Annotated in this window: 21 protein-coding genes; 6 read left to right on the top strand and 15 right to left on the bottom strand. The window is 71.7% G+C overall.

Translation table 11 applies throughout. The annotated features are described in order from the left end of the window. From cysD to ACGFU6_RS06095, 9 genes are all read right to left on the bottom strand, one after another. Positions 1-728, bottom strand: a 728-nt coding sequence (cysD, locus tag ACGFU6_RS06135) for a sulfate adenylyltransferase subunit CysD (protein WP_393608347.1), incomplete at its 3' end; no start/stop codon positions are given. Then, positions 725-1,270 (bottom strand): adenylyl-sulfate kinase, encoded by a 546-nt coding sequence (cysC, locus tag ACGFU6_RS06130; protein WP_393608345.1) that lies wholly within the window; start codon positions 1,268-1,270, stop codon positions 725-727. The genes cysD and cysC, both read right to left, overlap by 4 nt. Positions 1,271-1,293: 23 nt before the next feature. Further along, positions 1,294-2,010: a phosphoadenylyl-sulfate reductase gene (locus tag ACGFU6_RS06125; protein ID WP_393608343.1), complete on the bottom strand. Its 717-nt coding sequence runs from the start codon at positions 2,008-2,010 to the stop codon at positions 1,294-1,296. Further along, positions 2,007-2,186, bottom strand: coding sequence for a hypothetical protein (locus ACGFU6_RS06120; RefSeq protein WP_393608341.1), 180 nt, complete (start codon positions 2,184-2,186; stop codon positions 2,007-2,009). The genes ACGFU6_RS06125 and ACGFU6_RS06120 overlap by 4 nt, the downstream gene beginning before the upstream one ends. Then, entirely contained in the window at positions 2,183-3,880 is a 1,698-nt protein-coding gene (locus ACGFU6_RS06115; protein ID WP_393608340.1) for a nitrite/sulfite reductase, read from the bottom strand. The genes ACGFU6_RS06120 and ACGFU6_RS06115 overlap by 4 nt, the downstream gene beginning before the upstream one ends. A 115-nt stretch (positions 3,881-3,995) precedes the next feature. Beyond that, complete coding sequence (locus ACGFU6_RS06110) at positions 3,996-4,079, bottom strand: putative leader peptide (protein WP_310739661.1); 84 nt, start codon at positions 4,077-4,079, stop codon at positions 3,996-3,998. Between the two features lie 162 nt (positions 4,080-4,241). After that, positions 4,242-4,847, bottom strand: a complete 606-nt coding sequence (locus ACGFU6_RS06105; RefSeq protein ID WP_393608336.1) for a GNAT family N-acetyltransferase — start codon at positions 4,845-4,847, stop codon at positions 4,242-4,244. A gap of 81 nt (positions 4,848-4,928) precedes the next feature. Next, the gene (locus ACGFU6_RS06100; protein ID WP_393608334.1) at positions 4,929-6,209 is read right to left on the bottom strand and encodes a GAF domain-containing protein; all 1,281 of its coding nucleotides are present in this window, start codon (positions 6,207-6,209) and stop codon (positions 4,929-4,931) included. 273 nt (positions 6,210-6,482) lie between these two features. Further along, entirely contained in the window at positions 6,483-8,120 is a 1,638-nt protein-coding gene (locus ACGFU6_RS06095; protein WP_393608333.1) for an acyl-CoA dehydrogenase family protein, read from the bottom strand. Positions 8,121-8,137: 17 nt separating this feature from the next. On the opposite strand from ACGFU6_RS06095, the gene ACGFU6_RS06090 reads away from it, so the two are divergent. Continuing rightward, complete coding sequence (locus ACGFU6_RS06090) at positions 8,138-9,298, top strand: YihY/virulence factor BrkB family protein (RefSeq protein WP_393608332.1); 1,161 nt, start codon at positions 8,138-8,140, stop codon at positions 9,296-9,298. A 9-nt stretch (positions 9,299-9,307) separates the two neighbouring features. On the opposite strand, the gene ACGFU6_RS06085 is transcribed toward ACGFU6_RS06090, so the two are convergent. Beyond that, positions 9,308-9,712 (bottom strand): CU044_2847 family protein, encoded by a 405-nt coding sequence (locus ACGFU6_RS06085; RefSeq protein ID WP_393608331.1) that lies wholly within the window; start codon positions 9,710-9,712, stop codon positions 9,308-9,310. A 67-nt stretch (positions 9,713-9,779) separates the two neighbouring features. On the opposite strand from ACGFU6_RS06085, the gene ACGFU6_RS06080 reads away from it, so the two are divergent. Then, positions 9,780-10,478, top strand: a complete 699-nt coding sequence (locus ACGFU6_RS06080) for a DUF6597 domain-containing transcriptional factor (RefSeq protein ID WP_393608329.1) — start codon at positions 9,780-9,782, stop codon at positions 10,476-10,478. On the opposite strand, the gene ACGFU6_RS06075 is transcribed toward ACGFU6_RS06080, so the two are convergent. The 4 genes from ACGFU6_RS06075 to ACGFU6_RS06060 all read right to left on the bottom strand — a co-directional run bounded on the left by ACGFU6_RS06075 (position 10,475) and on the right by ACGFU6_RS06060 (position 14,321). After that, the gene (locus ACGFU6_RS06075; RefSeq protein ID WP_393608327.1) at positions 10,475-10,867 is read right to left on the bottom strand and encodes a VOC family protein; all 393 of its coding nucleotides are present in this window, start codon (positions 10,865-10,867) and stop codon (positions 10,475-10,477) included. The genes ACGFU6_RS06080 and ACGFU6_RS06075 overlap by 4 nt on opposite strands. A 63-nt stretch (positions 10,868-10,930) precedes the next feature. Then, positions 10,931-12,502, bottom strand: coding sequence for a 3-hydroxyacyl-CoA dehydrogenase (locus ACGFU6_RS06070; RefSeq protein WP_393608326.1), 1,572 nt, complete (start codon positions 12,500-12,502; stop codon positions 10,931-10,933). 71 nt (positions 12,503-12,573) lie between these two features. Beyond that, positions 12,574-13,350: a CoA-transferase subunit beta gene (locus tag ACGFU6_RS06065; protein WP_393608324.1), complete on the bottom strand. Its 777-nt coding sequence runs from the start codon at positions 13,348-13,350 to the stop codon at positions 12,574-12,576. A 53-nt stretch (positions 13,351-13,403) separates the two neighbouring features. Next, the gene (locus ACGFU6_RS06060; protein WP_393608393.1) at positions 13,404-14,321 is read right to left on the bottom strand and encodes a CoA transferase subunit A; all 918 of its coding nucleotides are present in this window, start codon (positions 14,319-14,321) and stop codon (positions 13,404-13,406) included. Between the two features lie 217 nt (positions 14,322-14,538). Here ACGFU6_RS06060 and ACGFU6_RS06055 point away from each other — a divergent pair, with 217 nt between their 5' ends. From ACGFU6_RS06055 to ACGFU6_RS06040, 4 genes are all read left to right on the top strand, one after another. Then, positions 14,539-15,435 carry a LysR family transcriptional regulator gene (locus ACGFU6_RS06055; protein WP_393608323.1) on the top strand — a complete coding sequence of 299 codons (897 nt, stop codon included), beginning with the start codon at positions 14,539-14,541 and terminating at the stop codon, positions 15,433-15,435. Between the two features lie 142 nt (positions 15,436-15,577). Then, entirely contained in the window at positions 15,578-16,804 is a 1,227-nt protein-coding gene (locus ACGFU6_RS06050; protein ID WP_393608322.1) for an acetyl-CoA C-acetyltransferase, read from the top strand. 339 nt (positions 16,805-17,143) lie between these two features. After that, positions 17,144-18,490, top strand: coding sequence for an MFS transporter (locus ACGFU6_RS06045; protein ID WP_393608320.1), 1,347 nt, complete (start codon positions 17,144-17,146; stop codon positions 18,488-18,490). A gap of 41 nt (positions 18,491-18,531) precedes the next feature. Beyond that, the gene (locus ACGFU6_RS06040; protein WP_393608319.1) at positions 18,532-18,990 is read left to right on the top strand and encodes a MaoC family dehydratase; all 459 of its coding nucleotides are present in this window, start codon (positions 18,532-18,534) and stop codon (positions 18,988-18,990) included. On the opposite strand, the gene ACGFU6_RS06035 is transcribed toward ACGFU6_RS06040, so the two are convergent. Further along, positions 18,981-20,444 carry a sialate:H+ symport family MFS transporter gene (locus tag ACGFU6_RS06035; protein ID WP_393608318.1) on the bottom strand — a complete coding sequence of 488 codons (1,464 nt, stop codon included), beginning with the start codon at positions 20,442-20,444 and terminating at the stop codon, positions 18,981-18,983. The genes ACGFU6_RS06040 and ACGFU6_RS06035 overlap by 10 nt on opposite strands. Between the last annotated feature and the right edge of the window lie 38 nt (positions 20,445-20,482).

Raw genomic sequence — 20,482 nt, 5'->3', positions numbered from 1 at the left:
TCCTTGGGGCCGCCCCAGTCGCCCGCGGTCAGCCACATGCCGGAGCGGCTGAAGACCTCGCGCTCGTGGGCGAAGTAGATCTGCGGGAGCTCGATGCCCTCGCGCTCGATGTACTGCCACACGTCGAGCTCGGTCCAGTTGGAGATCGGGAACACCCGGACGTGCTCACCGGCGGCGTGCCGGCCGTTGTACAGCTGCCACAGCTCGGGGCGCTGGCGGCGCGGGTCCCACTGGGAGAACTCGTCGCGCAGCGAGAAGACCCGCTCCTTGGCGCGCGCCTTCTCCTCGTCGCGGCGGCCGCCGCCGAACACCGCGTCGAAGCGGTGCCGCTGGATCGCCTCGGTCAGCGGCACGGTCTGCAGCGGGTTGCGGGTGCCGTCGGGGCGCTCACGGAGCTTCCCGGCGTCGATGTACTCCTGGACGGAGGCGACGTGCAGCCGCAGCCCGTGCTCGGCGACCGTGCGGTCGCGGTACTCCAGGACCTCGGGGAAGTTGTGCCCGGTGTCCACGTGCAGCAGCGTGAACGGCACCGGCGCGGGCGCGAACGCCTTGAGCGCCAGGTGCAGCATCAGGATCGAGTCCTTGCCGCCGGAGAACAGGATCACCGGCCGCTCGAACTCCCCCGCCACCTCACGGAAGATGTGCACCGCCTCCGACTCCAGGGAGTCCAGGTGGCTGAGTGCGTACGGATTGTCGGTGCCTTCCGACACAGTCGCGACGGTCGTCACGCTGCACCCCTCTCGCTCAGCAGCGCGTACAGCTCCGCCGCGGACTCCTGCACGGACTGCCGGTGCGACTCGATCCGCAGGTCCGGCGACTCGGGAGCCTCGTAGGGGTCGTCCACCCCGGTCAGCCCGCTGATCTCGCCCGCCGCCTGCTTGGCGTAAAGCCCCTTCACGTCGCGCACCGAGCACACCTCGACCGGAGTCGCGACGTGCACCTCCAGGTACGCGGTGCCTTCGGCCTGGTGCCGCTTGCGGACCGCCTCCCGGCTGTCCGCGTACGGCGCGATGACCGGGACGAGCACCTTCACGCCGTTGGCCGCCAGCAGTCCGGCGACGAAGCCGATCCGGGCCACGTTGGTGTGCCGGTCCTCGCGGGAGAAGCCGAGGCCCGCGGAGAGGAACTCCCGGATCTCGTCGCCGTCGAGGACCTCCACGCGGTGGCCCTCGCCGCGCAGCTGCCCGGCGAGTTCACGGGCGATGGTGGTCTTGCCCGCGCTCGGCAGACCGGTCAGCCAGATGGTGGCTCCCGTCTCCGTCACGCTCATCGAAGTCTCCTGATCAGTCGTCATCAGCCGTGCAGCCCGCACTCGGTCTTGCCGCTGCCGGCCCAGCGGCCGGCGCGTGCGTCCTCGCCCTCCAGTACCCGGCGGGTGCAGGGCGCGCATCCCACCGAGGCGTAACCGTCCATCAGCAGCGGGTTGGTGAGTACTCCGTGCTCCGCCACGTAGGCGTCCACGTCGTCCTGGCTCCAGCGGGCGATCGGCGAGACCTTGACCTTCTGCCGCTTCTCGTCCCAGCCGACCACCGGGGTGTTCGCCCGGGTGGGGGACTCGTCGCGGCGCAGCCCGGTCGCCCAGGCCGTGTACGAGGTCAGGCCCTCTTCGAGGGGCTTGACCTTGCGCAGCTTGCAGCAGAGGTCGGGGTCCCGGTCGTGCAGCCTCGGCCCGTACTCGGCGTCCTGCTCGGCCACGGTCCGGCGCGGGGTCAGGGTGATGACGTTGACGTCCATCACCGCCTCCACCGCGTCGCGGGTGCCGATCGTCTCGGGGAAGTGGTAGCCGGTGTCGAGGAAGACCACGTCCACGCCGGGCAGGGCCCGGGAGGCGAGGTGGGCGACGACCGCGTCCTCCATCGAGGAGGTGACGCAGAACCGGGGTCCGAAGGTGCGGGTGGCCCACTGCAGGATCTCCGGTGCGGAGGCGTCCTCCAGCTCGCGGCCGGCCCGCTCGGCCAGCTCCCTCAGCTCCTGCGACGTGAGCTCCTCGATCTTCAGGGTGTCCGTCATATCTCGTCCCCTTCAACGTCGTTGCGCGCCAGTCCCCGGGTCAGCAGGCCCAGGAACTTCAGCTGGAACGCTCGGTTGCAGGAGGCGCATTCCCAGGCTCCGTGCCCCGACTCGTGCGGGCGCAGGTCCTCGTCACCGCAGTAGGGGCAGTGGAACGGTGCGGCGCGCTCGCTCATGACAGCGACTCCGCACTGGCCCGCGCCGCCCAGGTCGCGAAGCGCTCGTCGCCCTCGCGCTCCTTCTGGAAGTTCCCGAGCACCCGTTCCACGTAGTCGGGCAGTTCGTCCGAAGTGACCTTCAGGCCGCGGACCTTGCGGCCGAAGCCGGCCTCCAGGCCGAGCGCGCCGCCCAGGTGCACCTGGTAGCCCTCCACCTGGTTGCCCGCGCCGTCCAGCATGAGCTGGCCCTTGAGGCCGATGTCGGCCGTCTGGATGCGGGCGCAGGCGTTGGGGCAGCCGTTGATGTTGATGGTGAGCGGCTCGTCGAACTCCGGCATCCGGCGCTCCAGTTCGTCGATGAGCGAGGCGCCGCGCGCCTTGGTCTCGACGATCGCCAGCTTGCAGTACTCGATGCCGGTGCAGGCCATCGTGCCGCGGCGGAACGGGGACGGCTTCACCTGGAAGCCGAGCTCCTCCAGGCCGGCGACCAGGGAGTCGACCCGGTCCGGCTCCACGTCGAGGATCAGCATCTTCTGCTCGACGGTGGTGCGCAGCCGGTCCGAACCGTGTGCGGCGGCCAGGTCGGCGATCCTGGCCAGGGTGGGGCCGTCCACGCGTCCGACCCGGGGGGCGAAGCCGACGTAGCGACGCCCGTCCTGCTGCTCGTGGACACCCACGTGGTCGCGCCAGCGGCTGCTGGGCTGCTCGGGGGCGGGGCCGTCGACCAGCGGCCGCTTCAGGTACTCGTCCTCCAGCACCTGGCGGAACCTGGCGGGTCCCCAGTCGGCCATCAGGAACTTCAGCCGGGCGCGGGTGCGCAGCCGCCGGTACCCGTAGTCCCGGAAGATCCCGACGACTCCGGCCCAGACGTCGGAGACCTCGTCCAACGGCACCCAGGCGCCAAGGCGTTCGGCGAGCCGAGGGTTGGTCGAGAGGCCGCCGCCGACCCAGAGGTCGAAGCCGGGGCCGTGCTCGGGGTGGACGACGCCGACGAAGGCGATGTCGTTGATCTCGTGGACCACGTCCTGCACGGGCGAGCCGGAGATCGCGGTCTTGAACTTGCGCGGCAGGTTGGAGAACTCCTTGCTGCCGATGTACTTGTCGTGGATCTCGTCGACCGCCGGGGTCCCGTCGATGATCTCGTCGGCGGCGATCCCCGCCACCGGGGAGCCGATGATCACACGAGGGCAGTCGCCGCAGGCCTCCGTCGTGGACAGGCCGACGGCCTCCAGCTTCTCCCAGATGGCCGGGACGTCCTCGATGCGGATCCAGTGCAGCTGGATGTTCTGCCGGTCGGTGACGTCGGCGGTGCCCCGTGCGTAGTCCCGCGAGACCTCGCCGATCGCCCGCAGCTGGGCCACCGTCAGGCGACCGCCGTCGATGCGGACCCGGAGCATGAAGTACCGGTCGTCCAGCTCCTCCGGCTCCAGGACGGCGGTCTTGCCGCCGTCGATGCCGGGCTTGCGCTGGGTGTAGAGGCCCCACCAGCGCATGCGTCCGCGAAGGTCGTTGGGGTCGATCGAGTCGAAGCCGCGCTTGGCGTAGATCGTCTCAATGCGTGTCCGCACGTTGAGACTGTCGTCGTCCTTCTTGAACTGCTCATTGCCGTTGAGAGGGGTGTAGTGCCCCAGGGCCCACTGACCTTCGCCACGGTGGCGTCCCGCCTTGCGGCGAGGTGCGGCGGGCGCAGGCTGTTCCGGGGTAGCGGCCATGACAGTACGTCCTTCGGGACTGCGGGAGGGCGGCTCTGAACTGCACACTCGCGTCTGGGCGCGGCGGTGCGCAGGGTTTGCAGAGAAAAAGGGATCGCGGCGGTGCTGGAGACTCTCAGCTCGCCGGACAGATGGCGCTGGACATGCGGCCGAGGTCGACGTGGCGTCGACTCACCAAGGCAATTCCAGTTCCAGGCATGACGGAAGCGTGTCACGCGAATCTCGGAGCAGTCCACCACTATCCATGATGTGGACGAGACTGTCCCACCAGATGAGACGCTGTGGCGCCCGTCACTGCGATGACGGGCGCCCGGCCACCTGGATAACCGGACAACCACGTGCATTTCCTACGGGCGTCGGGCTACGGAAGCAGCTCCCGGCCGGAACCCGGCCACGGACCCGGAGTCGCCACCTCGGGCTCCGTCTCGGTCCTGGTGTCGAACAGCCGGAAGCCGCGCCGCAGGTAGTTGTCCATGGCGTGCGGCCCGTCCTTCGAGCAGGTGTGCAGCCAGACCCGCTTCGTCGCCGGACGCTGCGGCCACCGCTGCGCCAGGTCCCAGGCGCGGGCCACCCCGTACGAGAGCAGATGGCCCCCGATCCGGCGCCCCCGGAACGCCGGGATGAGCCCGAAGTACATGATCTCGACCGCGCCGTCGTCCTGCGGGTCCAGCTCGATGTACCCGGCCGGCGTCCCGTCCGCGTACGCCACCCACGTCTCCGCGCCGGGCCGCTCCAGCGCTTCCTGCCACTGCGCGTACGTCATCGACAGCCGGTCCGTCCACCGGATGTCGCCGCCGACCGCCGTATAGAGGAAGCGGCTGAACTCGGGCAGCGGTATAGCGGACCGGACGATCCGGACATCCCCCTCCGGCACGGCGGAGGGCCGCAGATCAGCGGGCGAAGTCTGCTCCAGGGACCAGACGGTCACCTCGGCGGTCGGTTCGGCGGGGCGCGCGGGGTTGCTCATGACCGCCAGAAAACCATGCCCCGCGCCCCCGGCCCAAGCCGGTCCCGGCAGACGGACGCCCACGACCTGCGTGAACGCCGCTCACCGGTCGCTGCGCGCCGCCGTCACCACCGGGGCGTTCGAGCGCGGCAGCAGATCGCCCGGGTGCTCCGGGTGGATCACCTCCACCTCGACCCCGTCACCGAAGCGGTACGGGCGGTGCGCCAGCACCTCCGCGAGATGGCGCCGCAGCCGGGAGATCTCGGCCCGCACCGTCACCGTCCTGGTCGGATCGCCGAAGATGTCCTGCGCCAGCTCGGAGGCGGTACGCCCCTCGCGGTGCAGCGCCAGCGCGAACAGCAGCTCGGCGTGGCGCGGGGAGAGCCGCTGCGTCCAGGTGCCCACCGGGCTCACCACGTTCACCGCGAGGCCGCGCGGCCGGCTCAGATCCAGCACCACCCGGCGCGGCGGGCTGTCCATCGTGCCGTCCGCCACCTGCACCAGCCAGCCGCCCGGCAGCGGCTCCACCCGGCACATCCCGAGCGAGGGCAGCCACACCCGGCCCGGCCGCAGGGACTTCGGCAGCGGCAGCCGGTCCACCGGCGGCATCCCGGTGACCGCCGCCAGCCAGCCGTTGGCGTCCACGGCCAGCGCCCGGCCGCCCAGCCGGCACAGCATCGGCGCCGCCACCGAGCGCAGCCGGTCGATGGACTCCAGATGCCGGGTCCGGATCTCGCTCTCCGCCAGCCGGGCCACCGAGCCGACCAGGGCGAGCGTGGTGGGATGGAAGGTGGTCGCGGGGCCGCTGATGTCGACGATCCCCATCAGCCGGCCGTCACGCGGATCACGCACCGGGGCCGCCGCGCACGTCCACCCGTGCAGACTGCGCACGAAGTGCTCCGCGGAGTGGACCTGCACCGGGGCGCGCGAGGCGATCGCCGTGCCGATCGCGTTGGTGCCGGTGCTCTCCTCCGACCAGGCGGCACCCTCGGCCAGACAGATGTCGTCGGCCCGGCGCAGCACCCCCGTGTTGCCCTGGCGCCACAGCACCCGGCCCTCCACATCGGTGACCACCATGATCTGCTGCGAGGCGTCCGCGATGGCCGTCAGGGCGTCCCCGAGCAGCGGCATCACCTCACCCAGCGTGGAGCTCCTGCGCCGGTGCTCGATCTCGTCCGGCTCCAGCAGCACGCTGTGGGTGGACTTCTCCGGATCGACCCCGCTGCGCAGCACCCGGTTCCACGAGTTCCCGATCTCGGCCCGGGGCGCCAGCGGCATGCGTTCACCGGCCAGCCGCGCCTCGCGGGCCCGGTGGATCAGGCGGGTGGCCCGGTCCGACTCCCGGACCGCCAGCCGCATCACATCGACAGGACTTGCCTCCATGCCGGATCCCCCCTGGAGCCTCTGTTTACCGTGTCAAGGCCGCGGGCCCCATCCTGCCGCTGCCGGGGTCCCGATGTCGCAACTCCACACAATGGTTGCAACCCTCTGCAACTCTGGCGACGGTCCCCGGTCCGTACAAGAGTGGCGGTACACCGGACGACGCGGCCTCGGCCCGAAGCCCGGTGTGTACAGCATGGGGGGTGGTGCCGTGTCGGCGCAGCACCACCTCCCGTTGCTGTCCCGACGGCCCGTCCACGGACCGGCTCTCTGCGCTCAACGCTCCACGGGCCGGGCCCGTTCCACCACCGAGGCCAGGTCCAGGGTGTGCGGCAGCGTCCCGAAGGCCGAGCCCCAGTCCCCGCCCAGCCGTGACGCGCAGAACGCGTCGGCTACCTCCGGCGGCGCCCAGCGCACCAGCAGCGAGCCCTGCAGGACCAGGGCCATCCGCTCCACCAGCCGCCTGCCCCGCGCCTCGATCCCCGCCAGATCCGCCAGCTCCGTCAGCAGGTCCTTGATCGCCCGGTCCAGCCGGTGATCCGCGCCGCGCGCCAGGCCGACCTCCGAGAGGAACGCGTTCAGCGCCAGCGGCTCACGCTGCAGCGCCCGCAGGACGTCCAGCGCCTGCACGTTCCCCGAGCCCTCCCAGATCGAGTTGAGCGGCGCCTCACGCAGCAGCCGGGGCATCCCCGACTCCTCCACGTAGCCGTTGCCGCCCAGGCACTCGAGCGCCTCGCCCACCAGCGGCGCGCACCGCTTCGTCACCCAGTACTTGGCCGCCGGCACCGCGATCCGCAGGAACGCCGCCTCGCTCTCCGTCCCGGCGTCGTAGGCGGCGGCCAGCCGCATCGCCAGCACCGTGGCCGCCTCCGACTCCAGCGCCAGATCGGCCAGCACGTTGCGCATCAGCGGCTTGTCGACCAGCAGGCCGCCGAACGCGCTCCGGTACGAGGCGTGGTGGACCGCCTGCGCCACCGCCTGCCGCATCAGCGCGGCCGAGCCGGTCACACAGTCGAGCCGGGTCGCCGCCACCATGTCGATGATCGTGCGCACCCCGCGCCCCTCCTCACCGATCCGGCGCACCCACGTGCCGTCGAACTCGACCTCGGCCGAGGCGTTGGACCGGTTGCCCAGCTTGTCCTTGAGCCGCTGGATCGCGAACGCGTTGCGGGTGCCGTCCGGCAGCACCCGGGGCAGCAGGAAGCACGTCGGACCGCCGGGCGCCTGCGCCAGGACCAGGAAGCCGTCGGACATCGGCGCCGAGCAGAACCACTTGTGCCCGGTGAGCAGGTACTCGCCCTCGGCGGACAGCGGCTCGGCGCGCGTCGTGTTCGACCGGACGTCCGTGCCGCCCTGCTTCTCCGTCATGCCCATCCCCAGGAGCACCCCGCCCTTCTCCCCGGCCGGGCGGAGCCCCTCCTCGTACACGTGCGAGGTCAGCAGCGGCTCCCACTCGGCGGCCGCCGCCGGGTCGGTCCGCAGCGCGGGCACCGCCGCGTGCGTCATCGAGAGCGGGCAGCCGTGGCCCGCCTCGGCCTGCGTCCAGACCAGGAATCCGGCCGCCCGGCGAACGTGTCCGCCCGGCCGGTCCCAGGCGTCGGTCAGCCCGGCGGAGACCGCGTGGCCCAGCAGCCGGTGCCAGGCCGGGTGGAACTCCACCTCGTCCACGCGGTTCCCGTACCGGTCATGGGTACGCAGCCGGGGCGGGTTCTCGTTCGCCTGCGCACCCCACCGCTGCGCCTGCGCGGAACCGGCGGAGAGGCCGAGCCGGACCAGCCCGGCCCGCGCCTCTTCGAGCAGGTCCGGCGGGAGGTGCCGGTCCACGGCCTCGGTGAGTGCGGGGTCCGCGGAGAAGACGTCGTAGCCGAGCAGGGGAGGGGGCTGGTTGGACACTGTGTGGGTGGTGGCTGCCATGCCGATACGGTAAGGACGTGCAGGCAGCAAATGAAACACCCGAGCGGCCACCGGGCCGGCTCCACCGGGCGCGAGTCCTCTACCGCAACGTCTCCAAGCGGCAGATGGCCTGGCAATTGCTCAAGGACACCGTCAACTCGTGCATGGAGTACCGCATTCTGGGGCTCGCGGCCGAGGCGGCGTTCTTCACCCTGCTCTCCCTGCCGCCGCTGCTGCTGGGCCTGATCGGCCTGCTCGGCTACGTCGACGAGTGGACCAGCACCACCACGGTCGCCTCGATCGAGAACAACATCCTCAGCGCGGCGCAGACCGTCCTCTCCCAGCGTGGCGTCAACGACTTCGCCAAACCGCTGCTGGCGGACGTCACCACCGGGGCCCGGCCCGACGTCATCTCGATCGGTTTCGCGATCGCTCTCTGGTCCGGCTCGCGCGCGGTCAACGTCTTCATCGACACCATCACCGTGATGTACGGGCTCGACGGCCAGCGCGGCATCGTCAAGACCCGGATGCTCGCCTTCCTGCTGTACGTGGTGGCGCTGCTGCTCGGCGCGATCGTGCTGCCGCTCCTGGTGGTCGGCCCGGACCGGGTCGTGGAGTACATCCCCTGGGGCACCGAGCTGATAAGTGTCATGTACTGGCCCCTGGTGATACTGCTGTCCATCGCCTTCCTGACGACGCTCTACCACGTGTCCGTCCCCGTCCGTTCGCCCTGGATCGAGGACACCCCGGGCGCTCTGATGGCGCTCGCGATCTGGGTGCTGGGCAGCTTCCTGCTGCGGATCTACCTCACCAGTACGGTCGAGGGACCGACGATCTACGGCTCACTCGCGGCACCGATCGCCGTACTGCTGTGGATCGGCGTCTCCGCGTTCGCGGTGCTGGTGGGCGCCGCCGTCAACGCGGCCATCGACCGGGTGTGGCCCTCGGTGGCCACGGCCGCGGCACGTGCGGCCAACGACCGGGTGCGCGCGGTCCAGGCGGCGGAGTTCGTGGCCCGTACTCAGGCGGAGAGCTGGGACGAGGACGTGGACGACGAGGGGGACGAGGGGGACAGCCCCTACATGCCGTCCGAGTTCCCGGAGCGGTGGTCCCGGTTCCTGCCGCCCGACGACGTGAAGTCCAGGCTCCAGCCGAGCCGCGAGAAGGAACCGGACAAGCCGTACCAGCCCGGCGAATGAGCGCCGCCGTCAGGTGGCGGCAGGGGCGGGAGGCACCGGCGGGGCCTGCGGTGGCTGAGCGGCCTGCGCCGGCAGTACGGGCTGCGGCTCCGGCGCGGAACCGGGCGACCACGACAGCTTGACCGTCAGATGGCCCTCCACCGCGCTCTTCGCGATCACGGCCCCGGCCTCGGTGGTGATCTTCACACCGAACTCGATCTCCACCCCGTCCGGCTTCAGCGAGCCGTCCCGGAACACCGCGAGCGCCGATTCGGCCGCCGCCCGGATCCCCTGGAGCGCATGGTCGAAGGTGCGCCCGGACCGGGCCAGGGCGTTCCCGTCCCGCGATACCAGCCGCGCACCCGGGGCGTGCCGGTCGACCTCCACCGTCACCGTCGCGCCGCTGTCGGTGGTGAACTCCATCAAAGCCGCCATGACCGCCCCCGGGGATGCCGATTCCGCCTGTTTTCCGTCGCGTCCGTCCTTGGACGAGACTAGTGGCATGGGCGACCGGTACGAAGAGCGCGCGTCGGGACTGGACGGCGCGAAGGTGTGGACCCTGAGCGTGGACCCGGGCTCGGTGCACCCGGTGCTGCCGGACGGCTGCATGGACCTGCTCTGGATCGGCGGCAGCCTGCTCGTCGCGGGCCCGGACACCCACGCCGGACCCGCTTCGGTGAGCGACGGGGGCAGCGTCGCCGGCATCCGGTTCGCGCCCGGCACCGCGCCCGCCCTGCTCGGCGTACCGGCGCACGAGCTGCGCGACCGCCGGATCGCGCTGGCCGGGCTGTGGCCGGACGCGGAGGTCCGCGAGCTCACCGAACGGGTCGCCTCGGCCGCCGACCCGGCCACCGCCCTGGAGGAGATCGCCCTGCGGAGAGCGGCCGGCACCGCACCCCCGGACCCGGTGATGACGTTCGTCGCCGCGCAGCTGGACGCGGGCCGGTCCGTCGCGGACACGGCCCGCTCGGCCGGTCTCGGCACCCGCCAGCTGCACCGCCGCTCCCTCACGGCCTTCGGATACGGCCCCAAGACCCTGGCCCGGGTCCTGCGGCTGCAGCGCGCACTGGCCCTCGTACGGTCCGGAACGCCTTACGCGGACGCCGCGCTCGCGGCGGGCTGCGCCGACCAGGCGCATCTCGCCCGGGAGATGCGTGAACTGGCCGGCACCACCCTGACCGGGTACCTCGCCGCCTCCTAGGAGGCGGCGGCGAACAGCGAGACCGCGCAGCCGTCCGGGTCGAGGACGACGGCGTACCGCTGCCCCCACACCGCGTCCCACGGCTCCAGATGGCCCGGGTGCCCGGCGGCGGTCAGGTCCGCGTACACCGCGTCGACCTCCGCCGGGCTGTCGCAGAGAAAGGCGAGACCGAGGCGCTCACCGCCCTTCGTCCCCGGCCACTCGGGGTCGAAGGAGCGCACGACGTCCTCGGTGTCCCACAGCAGGCGCTGTCCGCCCGGGAGCGTCACTTCGACATGGGGTGCGGATTCCGCGTCGGCGGGGATGTCGAGGCCGAGCCGGCGGTAGAAGGCGAGCGATGCGGGCAGATCCGCGGTGGTGATGCCGATCGCGTCAAGTCGTGGAGTCATGATCCGACCGTAGGCCGGGCATCCCCCGACGGTCTTGTACGAATCGGTCGTGCCCGGCCCCCGTCACACCGCCCCAGGTGCGTCCAGCACGGCCCCGAGGCACTGCTCCGGGGACGTGCCGGGGTCGGTCAGGGCCAGGCCCAGCGCGGCACGTTCGGTGACCCAGCGGGTCGGGCGGTGGCGCGGGTCGCCGGTCGCCGCGTACAGGGCGCGGTGCAGCTCCAGCATCCGGGCCGCGCCGATCCGGTCGCCCCAGGCCAGCGGCCCGACCGGGTAGCCGAGACCGGTCGTGACGGCCGGATCGATGTCGGCCGGGGCCGCCAGGGCGCGCTCCGCGATGGACGCCGAGACCGACACGATGGAGGCGAGCAGCCGCTGGGCGACCGTGCCCGCCGTGTCCCGTACCACCGACACCGCGAAGGGCGCGGCGCCCTCCGACGCCCGTGCCAGCACCGCGCGGGCGTCCCGCGCGGCCGCCGGTCGCGCGGCCGGTGTCACGGCGAGCACCCGGCGCCGGCCGGCCGCCGGCAGCGGGTCCACACCGAAGGTGCGCCCGGCGGGCAGCCCGTGCGCGGCGACCGCCGATGCGACCGTGGTGCCCCAGACCGGAACCAGCACCAGGGCACCGGCCGACGGCTGCGGACCGGACTCGACCGTGGCGCCCGCACCGGTCAGCGCCTCGCGCAGCGCGGCGGCGTCCCGGTCGCCGGGCGCGGCGGCGAAGACGTGCACCGGGCGGTCCGCGTCGCCGGTGACCGGTGCCTCCTCGGCAGGTGCGGGCGCCTCGGAGCCGTACGGGAACCAGCCGCGTCCGGTCTTGCGGCCGTGCAGGCCGGCCACCACCCGGTTCGGGGTCAGGTAGGAGGGGCGCAGCCGGTCCTCGTGGCGGAAGCCCTCCCAGATCGAGTCGATGACCGCAGCGGTCACATCGAGGCCGGTGAGGTCCATCAGCTCGAACGGGCCCATCCGCAGGCCGAGTACGTCCCGGGCGATCCGGTCGATGCCCGCCGGGTCGCTCACGTTCTCCTCCAGCAGCGCGAGCGCCTCCGTCGCGAGTCCGCGCCCGGCGTGGTTGATGAGGAAGCCGGGTGTGTCCGCCACGGTGACCGCGCGGTGGCCGCAGCTCTCCACCAGCCCGGTGAGCAGCGGCGGGATGTCCGGCCGGGTGGCCGCGCCGGGCACGACCTCGACGATCCGCATCAGCGGCACCGGGTTGAAGAAGTGCAGCCCGGCCAGGCGCGTCGGGTCCTCCAGCGTGGCGGCGATCCGGGTCACGGACAGCGAGGAGGTGTTGGTCGCGAAGACGGCCGCCGCGGGCAGCGCCCGCTCCAGCCGGCCGAAGACCTCCGCCTTGGTCGCGAGGTCCTCCCGTACGGCCTCGATGACCAGCTCGACCTCCGGTCCCCCGGCCCACGGGTCCGCCAGCGGGACGAGGCGCTCCACGGCTGCCGCCGCGTCCCCGGCGGCCATCCGGCCCTTCTGCACGGCCCGTTCGAGCATGGCGCGCACGAAGCCGGCCGCCTCGGTCACCGCCTCCGGCCGCAGGTCGCACAGTTCGACGGTGTGTCCGGCCACGGCCGCCCACTGGGCGATGCCTCGGCCCATGGCTCCGGCTCCGACGATCCTGATACGCATGGCAGTCACGGTCCTCTCGGGGTGGGGACAGGAGATCCCGTGGATCTTGTGGATCCGGCGGGTCGTGCGGGTCAGCGCAGGTACACGCGGTCCGGGTCGACATCCTCGCGCAGCAGCCGCAGTTCCTCCCGGGTGGGGGGCGGCACCTCCTCGACCGTGTCGGCGACCCGGAGGTCCCAGCCGGTGGCCGCCCGGACCTGTCCGACGGTGACGCCCGGGTGGACGGCGACGAGCCGCAGCTCCTCGCCCACCCCCGCGCGGGCCAGGATGCCCAGTTCGGTGATGACGCGGGTGACCCCGGCGCCGAGCGGCCGGATGCCCTCGGCCAGGGCGCGGTCGGGGCCGGGCGTGGTGCAGAAGTCCAGCTCCGCGGTGAAGGAACGGGGGTTGTGGCGGCGCATCACCACGAAGACCTCGCGGGAGTTGGCCATCACCTCGACGCCGCCCCCGGAGCCCGGCAGCCGGACCGAGGGACTCGCCCAGTCCCCGATCACCGAGGTGTTGAGGCTGCCCCAGCGGTCGATCTGCGCGGCGCCGAGGAAGCCGACGTCGATGTGGCCGCCCTGGAGGACACAGCCGAAGAGCATGGGCATCGGGATCACCGCCTCCGCCCCCGTGATCAGTACGGCGTCGGCGATGGTCTCCGGCAGCTGCGAGGGGTGGGCGCCGCAGACCCCCGACTCGTACACCACCTCGATGTCCGGGGCGACCGTCAGATGGGCCAGCTCGGTGGCGAGCGTCGGCAGCCCGATTCCGGCGAACACCGTTCGGCGCGCGGCCAGTTCGCGGGAGGCGACGACGGAGAGCAGCTCGGAGGAGGTGATGGTGCCCGGTGCGGTGGTGGTCATGAGCCGTTCCTTCTCGTGTCCCGTGTGCGGATCCGTGGCGAGCCGGGCGGCGCTCACAGCCGCCGCCCGTAGTTCACCGGCTCGCTGAGTGCCTCTCCGACCGCGAGGCCGGCCCAGAACTCCGCGCCGAGCTTCTCGACGTACTCCGCGTGGTCGGCCGTTCCGCGCACCCACTCGTCCAGCCAGTCCTGGAGCCGGCGCGGGTCCTTGCTGATGTGCGACCAGGCCCGGTAGAAGGCGTTGTCCCGGTCGTAGTACCCCTGTGCGAAGGACGGATGCGCGCCGCGCGGGCAGCAGACGACGGCGTCGACCGCGTGGGCGGGCACCAGGGTGCGGTTGGGGTCCGAGCGGATCACCGCCTCGTCCACGATCTCCTCCACGACGACGACCGCCTTCTTCGCCGCGTACACCGCCTCGGCCTGGATGCCGGTCAGTCCCCACATCTGGGTGTTGCCGCCGCGGTCGGCGCGCTGCGCGTGGATGATCGTCACGTCCGGGTTGACGGGCGGTACGACGTAGATCTGCTCGGGTTCGCCGTCCGGGCCCGGGTAGGGCGAGGTGACCTTGCGCAGCGCGCTGTTGACGGACGGCAGATCGCTGCCCCCGTAGGAGCGCAGCGGATAGAACGGCAGCCGCTGGGAACCGGCGAGGTAGCGGCAGATCATCCCGTAGTGGCTGTACTCCTCGAAGGCGAGCGGTGCCGGGTCTGCGCTCTCGACGCGGCGCCGGAGCTCACCGAGCGAACCGGCCGAGGAGTTGCCGACGAACGAGGAGACCAGCCGCGTCACGCACCCGGCCGCGAGCATCTGGTCCACCACGATGTCCGCGGTCATCCGGACGACGGTCAGGTCCCGGCGGCCCTGCCGGATGATCTCGTGACCGGCGGCGGTCGGGATGAGATGGGTGAAGCCTTCGAGGCAGACGGTGTCACCGTCGTGGACGAAGCCGGCGATCGCCGCCCTCATCGACATCGTCTTGTCCTTCCGGCCGGGCTGCCCGCCGTCTGTCGGGTCCGTCGTGGCCACGGTGCTCCTCCGGTGCGTGTGTGTCGTCGCGCGCCCTGCGGCACGTGCGCGTGGCCCCACCGTGTCAGCGGCCATTGATTGCTGTCCAATACCAAATTAAGGTCGGATCAAGACGACTGATTAATCAATGACCTGATCAATGACCCCGAGGCAGGGAGTGGGTATGGAACTGCGTCATCTGTCCGCGTTTGTCGCCGTGGCCGAGGAGCTGCACTTCGGCCGGGCCGCCAAGCGGCTCCAGATGGCGCAGCCGCCGCTGAGCCAGCAGATCAGGCAGCTGGAGAAGGAGCTCGGCGTCCAGCTCTTCGAGCGCAACACCCGCTCGGTGCGGCTCACCAGTGCGGGGGAGTCGTTCCTCCAGCCGGTACGGACGGTCCTCGACGACCTCGACATCGCGGTACGGGCCGCGAAGGCCGCGGGCCGGGGCGAGTACGGCCGGGTCAGCATCGGTTTCGCGGGCGCCTCCAGCCACGAGACGCTGCCCCAGCTGACCCGGGCGGTGCGCGCCGCCCACCCCGGCATCGAGCTGGTGATGACGGGCCAGACCTACGCCAACGTCGCGCTGGCACGGGTCGCCGACGGTTCGCTGGACCTGGGGTTCGTCCGGCTGCCGGTGACCCAGCCGGGCGTGGCCCACCGGGTGATCGACGAGGAGGAGCTGGTCTGCGCACTCCCGTCCGACCACCCGCTCGCCGCCGCGGACAGCGTCTCCATCGGCGTCCTGGCCGAGGAGCCGTTCGTCTCGTTCCCCGCCAACACCGGCTCCACCGTGCGCGACGCGATGGTGGGGGCCTGTGAGGCCGCCGGGTTCAACCCCCGGGTGGTGCAGGAGGCTCCCGACTCGTACACGATTCTGGCGCTGGTCGCCGCGGGCGTCGGGGTGACCCTCACCGTCACCTCCGTCCAGCACATCCAGCAGAACGGACTCGTCTACCGCCCGCTCGCCGGCCCGCCCATCCGGCGCCAGGCGGCGCTCGCCTGGCGGGCCGACAACCCGTCCGCCGCCCTGCGTGCGGTACTCGCCGTCGCGGAGAGCGCCCTGCCCACGCCGTCCTCCTGAGCGCCCGCCCCTCCATTGAGACGCGCCGCGTCTCGAATCAGGGGGAACTGGATATTGGACCGGCTCAGTGGCCGGGTGCGAGGGTCACCCCACACCTCCGGCCCATCCGCCCCGCCCCCTCCTTCCCCCGAAAGGTCCCGCCGTGCCCGACCGAAACGATGTCGTGATCTGCGAACCGCTGCGTACCCCCATCGGCCGCTTCGGCGGAGCGCTCGCCGGGCAGGCGCCGGCCTCCCTCGCCGCGCTCGTCATCGCCGAGGTCGTCGCCCGCACCGGAATCGACCCGGACCGGGTCGACGAGGTGATCCTCGGCAGCGCCTACCCGTCGGCCGACGCCCCCGCCATCGGCCGGGTCGCCGCGCTCGACGCCGGGCTCCCGCAGTCCGTCACCGGCACGCAGATCGACCGCCGTTGCGGCTCGGGACTGCAGGCGGTCCTCGACGCGGCGATGCAGATCAGGGCCGGCTTCAGCGAGGTGGTGATCGCGGGCGGCGTCGACGTGATGAGCGCGGCCCCCTACTACACGCACGACGGCCGCTGGGGCATCAAGGGTCCCGGCCTCCAGCTGCACGACTCGCTCGCCCGGGGCCGGGTCACCGCGGGCGGCGTCAACCACCCGGTACCCGGCGGCATGATCGAGACCGCCGAGAACCTGCGCCGTGAGTACGGCATCAGCCGCGCCGACCAGGACGCGCTGGCCCTGCGCTCGCAGCAGCGGGCGGGCCGGGCCGTGGCCGAGGGCCGGTACGAGGCGGAGACCGTCCCCGTGACCGTACGCATGCGCAAGGGCGACACGGTGGTCACCGCCGACGAGCACCCGCGCCCCGACACCACCGCCGAGCAGCTCGCGGGGCTGCGCCCGATGATGGGCAAGTCGGACCCGGCGGCCACGGTCACCGCGGGGAACGCCAGCGGCCAGAACGACGCGGCCGCCGCCTGCCTGGTGACCAGTGCCGCCACCGCGCAGCGGCTCGGCCTCACCCCGCTCGTCCGGCTGGTCTCCTTCGCCCGCGCCGGGGTACCCGCCGCCACCATGGGCATCGGCCCCGTCCCTGCCACCCGCACGGCGCTCGCCCGCGCCGGGCTCACCCTCGCCGACCTGGACCTGATCGAGCTCAACGAGGCCTTCGCCGCCCAGGTGCTGGCCTGCACCCGCGAACTGGGGCTCGGGGAGAAGGACCACGAGGAGCGGATCAACGTGAACGGCTCCGGCATCTCGCTCGGCCACCCCGTCGGCGCGACCGGCGCCCGCATCCTCGCCACGCTGACGCGGGAACTCCACCGCCGCGAGGCCCGGTACGGCCTGGAGACCATGTGCATCGGCGGCGGCCAGGGGGTCGCCGCGGTCTTCGAGCGCATCGCGGGCTGAGTCGCCGCCACGACCCGGACTCCACCCCGACCGCACCGACCGCACTCCTCTGTGGCGCAACAGACCGGTCATCCGGCTGCGCCGCCACGGAAGGGTGCTTCCGGCTGCCCGGCAACACATTGAGACGCTCCGCATCTCACTGCACCAGTAATTCGGTATTGGACCGTTCAAGGTCCCGGCTGGCACCGTAACGCCATCAGCCGTCCTTGCCCCGCCGCGCGTCCCCCCTCTCAGCAGTGCGGCACGGGGCGTCACGGCCGACGCCCCTTCCAGTACCCCGTACCTCTGCTGTCCCGTCCCCCGCCATCCGCTTGATCAACGACGTTCACGGGAGCCACCATGAGTGCGTCCACCGCCACCGCACGAGAGCGCACCAAAGCCGCCAACCGGGCCGGGTTCGGAGCCTTCATCGGCTCGACCATCGAGTGGTTCGACTTCTACATCTACGGCACCGCGGCCGCGCTCGTCTTCGACAAGGTGTTCTTCCCGGAGCTCGAAGGGCCCGTCGGCACCCTGGTGGCGTTCGCGACCTTCTGGGTCGGCTTCCTCGCCCGCCCCATCGGTGGCGTCATATTCGGGCACTACGGCGACCGCCTCGGCCGTAAGAAGACCCTGGTGATCACCCTGCTGATCATGGGCATCTCCACCACGGCGATCGGCCTGCTGCCGAGCTACGCCTCCATCGGGATCGCCGCGCCGATCCTGCTCGTCGCGATCCGCATGGTGCAGGGCATCGGCCTCGGCGGCGAGTGGGGCGGCTCCGTCCTGATCGCCTCCGAGCACGCCCCGAAGGGCAAGTCGGTGCTGTACGGGGCGTTCGCCCAGCAGGGCTCGCCCGTCGGCAACACCCTGTCCACGCTGAGCTTCCTGGTGATCAGCCAGCTGCCCGACGCCTCGTTCGTCTCCTGGGGCTGGCGGCTGCCGTTCCTCTTCTCGGCCGCGCTCGTCATCGTCGGCCTCGTCGTCCGGCTGAAGGTCTCCGAGTCCCCGGCGATGGCCGCCCTGATCAGCAAGAAGAAGGTCGTCAAGCTCCCGGTCACCGAGGTGCTGCGGACCCACCCGATGCTGATCGTCCTCGGGATCGGCGCGTGCACCATCGGCCTCTCGGCCACGTACTTCAAGTCGACGTTCGCCCTGTCCTGGGCCACGACCTCGCTGGGCTTCGACCGCAGCTCGTTCCTGACGATCATCCTCGTCGCCAACATCACCCAGATCGTCGTGCAGCCCTTCGGCGCACTCATCGCCACCCGGATGAAGAGCTGGTCCCGTGCGGTGACCGTGATGCTGCTGCCGGAACTGATCCTGATGCCGATGATGTTCCTGCTGATCCGCACCGAGAACTACGGCCTGGCGATGATCGGCGTCGCCGTCGCGACCATCCCGCACTGCCTCTACTACGCGGCCCTCGCCGGCATGCTCGCCAGTCGCTTCCCGGCGCATCTGCGCTACACCGGGATCTCCCTCTGCTACCAGCTCTGCGGCACGCTCCTGGGCGGTACGACCCCGATCATCGGCCAGTTCCTGCTGAACCGGACCGGCTCGATCGCCGCCGTCATCGCCTACGCCATCTTCCAGGTGGTGCTGACCCTGGGCTGCATGCTCCTCCTGCTCCGGCGCCCCAACCACGACGAGCAGTCCGCCGAACCGGTCACCGCGCCGCGCACCGCCACACCCGCCACCGCCTGACCCGCCCCCGACCCGCGTACGACGAGAGAGAGGCGGCCCCCGTGGCGCTGACCGTGAACGGCATCCCGGAGATCCTCGCCCTGAGCGGGCGCGACCTGGGGCACTCCGACTGGAAGGAGGTCACCCAGGAGCTCATCGACGCCTACGCGTCCGTCTCCGGTGACCACCAGTGGATCCACACCGACACCGAACGCGCGGCGGCCGGCCCGTACGGCCGCACGATCGCCCACGGGTACATGGTGCTGAGCTGGGGCATCCCGATGTTCGGTGAACTGCTCCGGGTCCAGGGCGTGGGCCGCGCCCTCAACTACGGCGTCAACCGCGTCCGCTACCCCGCCCCGGTCCCGGTCGGCAGCCGGGTCCGCCTGCACGCCTCGGTCGCCGGGGTGAGCGAGGTCGCGAACGGCGGAGTGCAGATGTCCCGGGCCTTCACCTTCGAGCTGGAAGGCTCCGCGAAGCCCGCCTGCGTGGCCGAGTCGCTGACCCACTTCTATCCGTGAGCCGACGCCCGTGCCGCGTCCGTCTCCGCCGTCCCCGCCGCCAGGTGGTCCGGTGCCGAGTCCGGGTCCGTCAGGCGGTTCAGCCGGGCCGGTACGTCGAAGCCGACCAGCAGCACCACGATCACCGTGCCCGCGAACGTCAGCACCGCCAGGGCCTGGCCCAGGTCCATGCCGGAGGCGAGGTGCGCGCCCAGGACCGGGGCGACCGCGCCGCCGAGGGCGCCCACGTTGTAGGTGAAGCCGAGTGCGGCGCCCCGGCTCGCCGTCGGGAAGTGGCCGCCGATGTAGCGCGGCAGCAGTCCGGAGATGCCGAAGCTCGTGGCCTGGAGGAGGAAGAGCAGCATGCCGAGCAGCAGCAGGTTGTTCTGCACGGCGAACACCGGGTAGACGAAGGCGAGCGAGGCCAGCAGGGTCAGCGCGTACGCCTTCTTCGTGCCGATCCGGTCGCCCAGGAAGCCCGCCGCCCAGCAGCCGGCCATGGTGCCGAAGCCCGCGAAGTACAGGACGTCGGTGACCTGGTCCGTGGTGTAGCCCAGCTCGGTCTTCAGGTAGGTCGGCAGCAGGGCCTGGATCGGCCAGGAGTACAGGAACGCGAAGAACAGCGTGACGATCATCGACAGGTACAGCACCCAGCTCCGCTTCCCGCCCAGCTGCACGGCGAACGCGGCGAGCGAGAGGCCGGCGATCACCGAGAGCACCGGCACCACTGAGGCGCCGCCCGGCGTGAAGACCAGGAACAGCGAGGCCGTGGCGATGACGACCAGCACCGTGTTGGCGGTGGCCCGCGCGCGGGTTGCGAACAGCGGCGCGAACGGATTGGGCCTGGCGCCCTTCTCCGCCACGGACTCCGTCCACTCCTCGGCCTCCGGCAGCGAGCGCCGCATCCACAGCGCGATGGCGATCGGGACGAGGCCCAGGTAGAACATCCAGCGCCAGCCGAGCGAGGGGAGCACCCAGTTGTAGACCTGGGCGGCCAGCACCGAGCCGACCGAGAAGCCGGAGATCAGGAAGCCGCTGGCCCGGCTGCGCATTCCGGCGGGCCAGCTCTCCATGACGTACGTGGAGCTGGCGCTGTACTCACCGGCCATGCCCATGCCGATGGCCAGCCGGGCGGCGAACAGGCTGTGGTAGTTCCAGGCGAACCCGCAGGCGAACGTTCCCACCGAGTACAGCAGGATGCTCAGCACCATGGAGAGCTTGCGGCCGTACCGGTCGCCGATGGCGCCGAGGACCGCCCCGCCCAGCCAGCGGGTGATGAACGCGCCGGAGATCAGGCTGGCCGCCTGCACCGTGCTCAGGCCGAACTCGTCGCTGATCTCGGTCAGGACGAGGGTGATCAGCACGAAGTCGAAGCCGTCGAGCACGTAGCCGATCCAGGCGGCGAAGAACGACTTCCACTGGGTGCGGCTGACCTGGCGGTACCAGGGGAGCGCGGGGGGTGATGTGGTCTGCACGGTGACTCCAGGATGCGGGACGGCGCTCGTCCTCGAAC

This window comes from Streptomyces sp. NPDC048462 (assembly GCF_043200175.1).
Classification (GTDB): Bacteria; Actinomycetota; Actinomycetes; order Streptomycetales; family Streptomycetaceae; genus Streptomyces.
The sequence above is the reverse complement of the archived record's forward strand: the minus strand, read 5'-3'. Positions and strand labels throughout refer to the sequence as shown.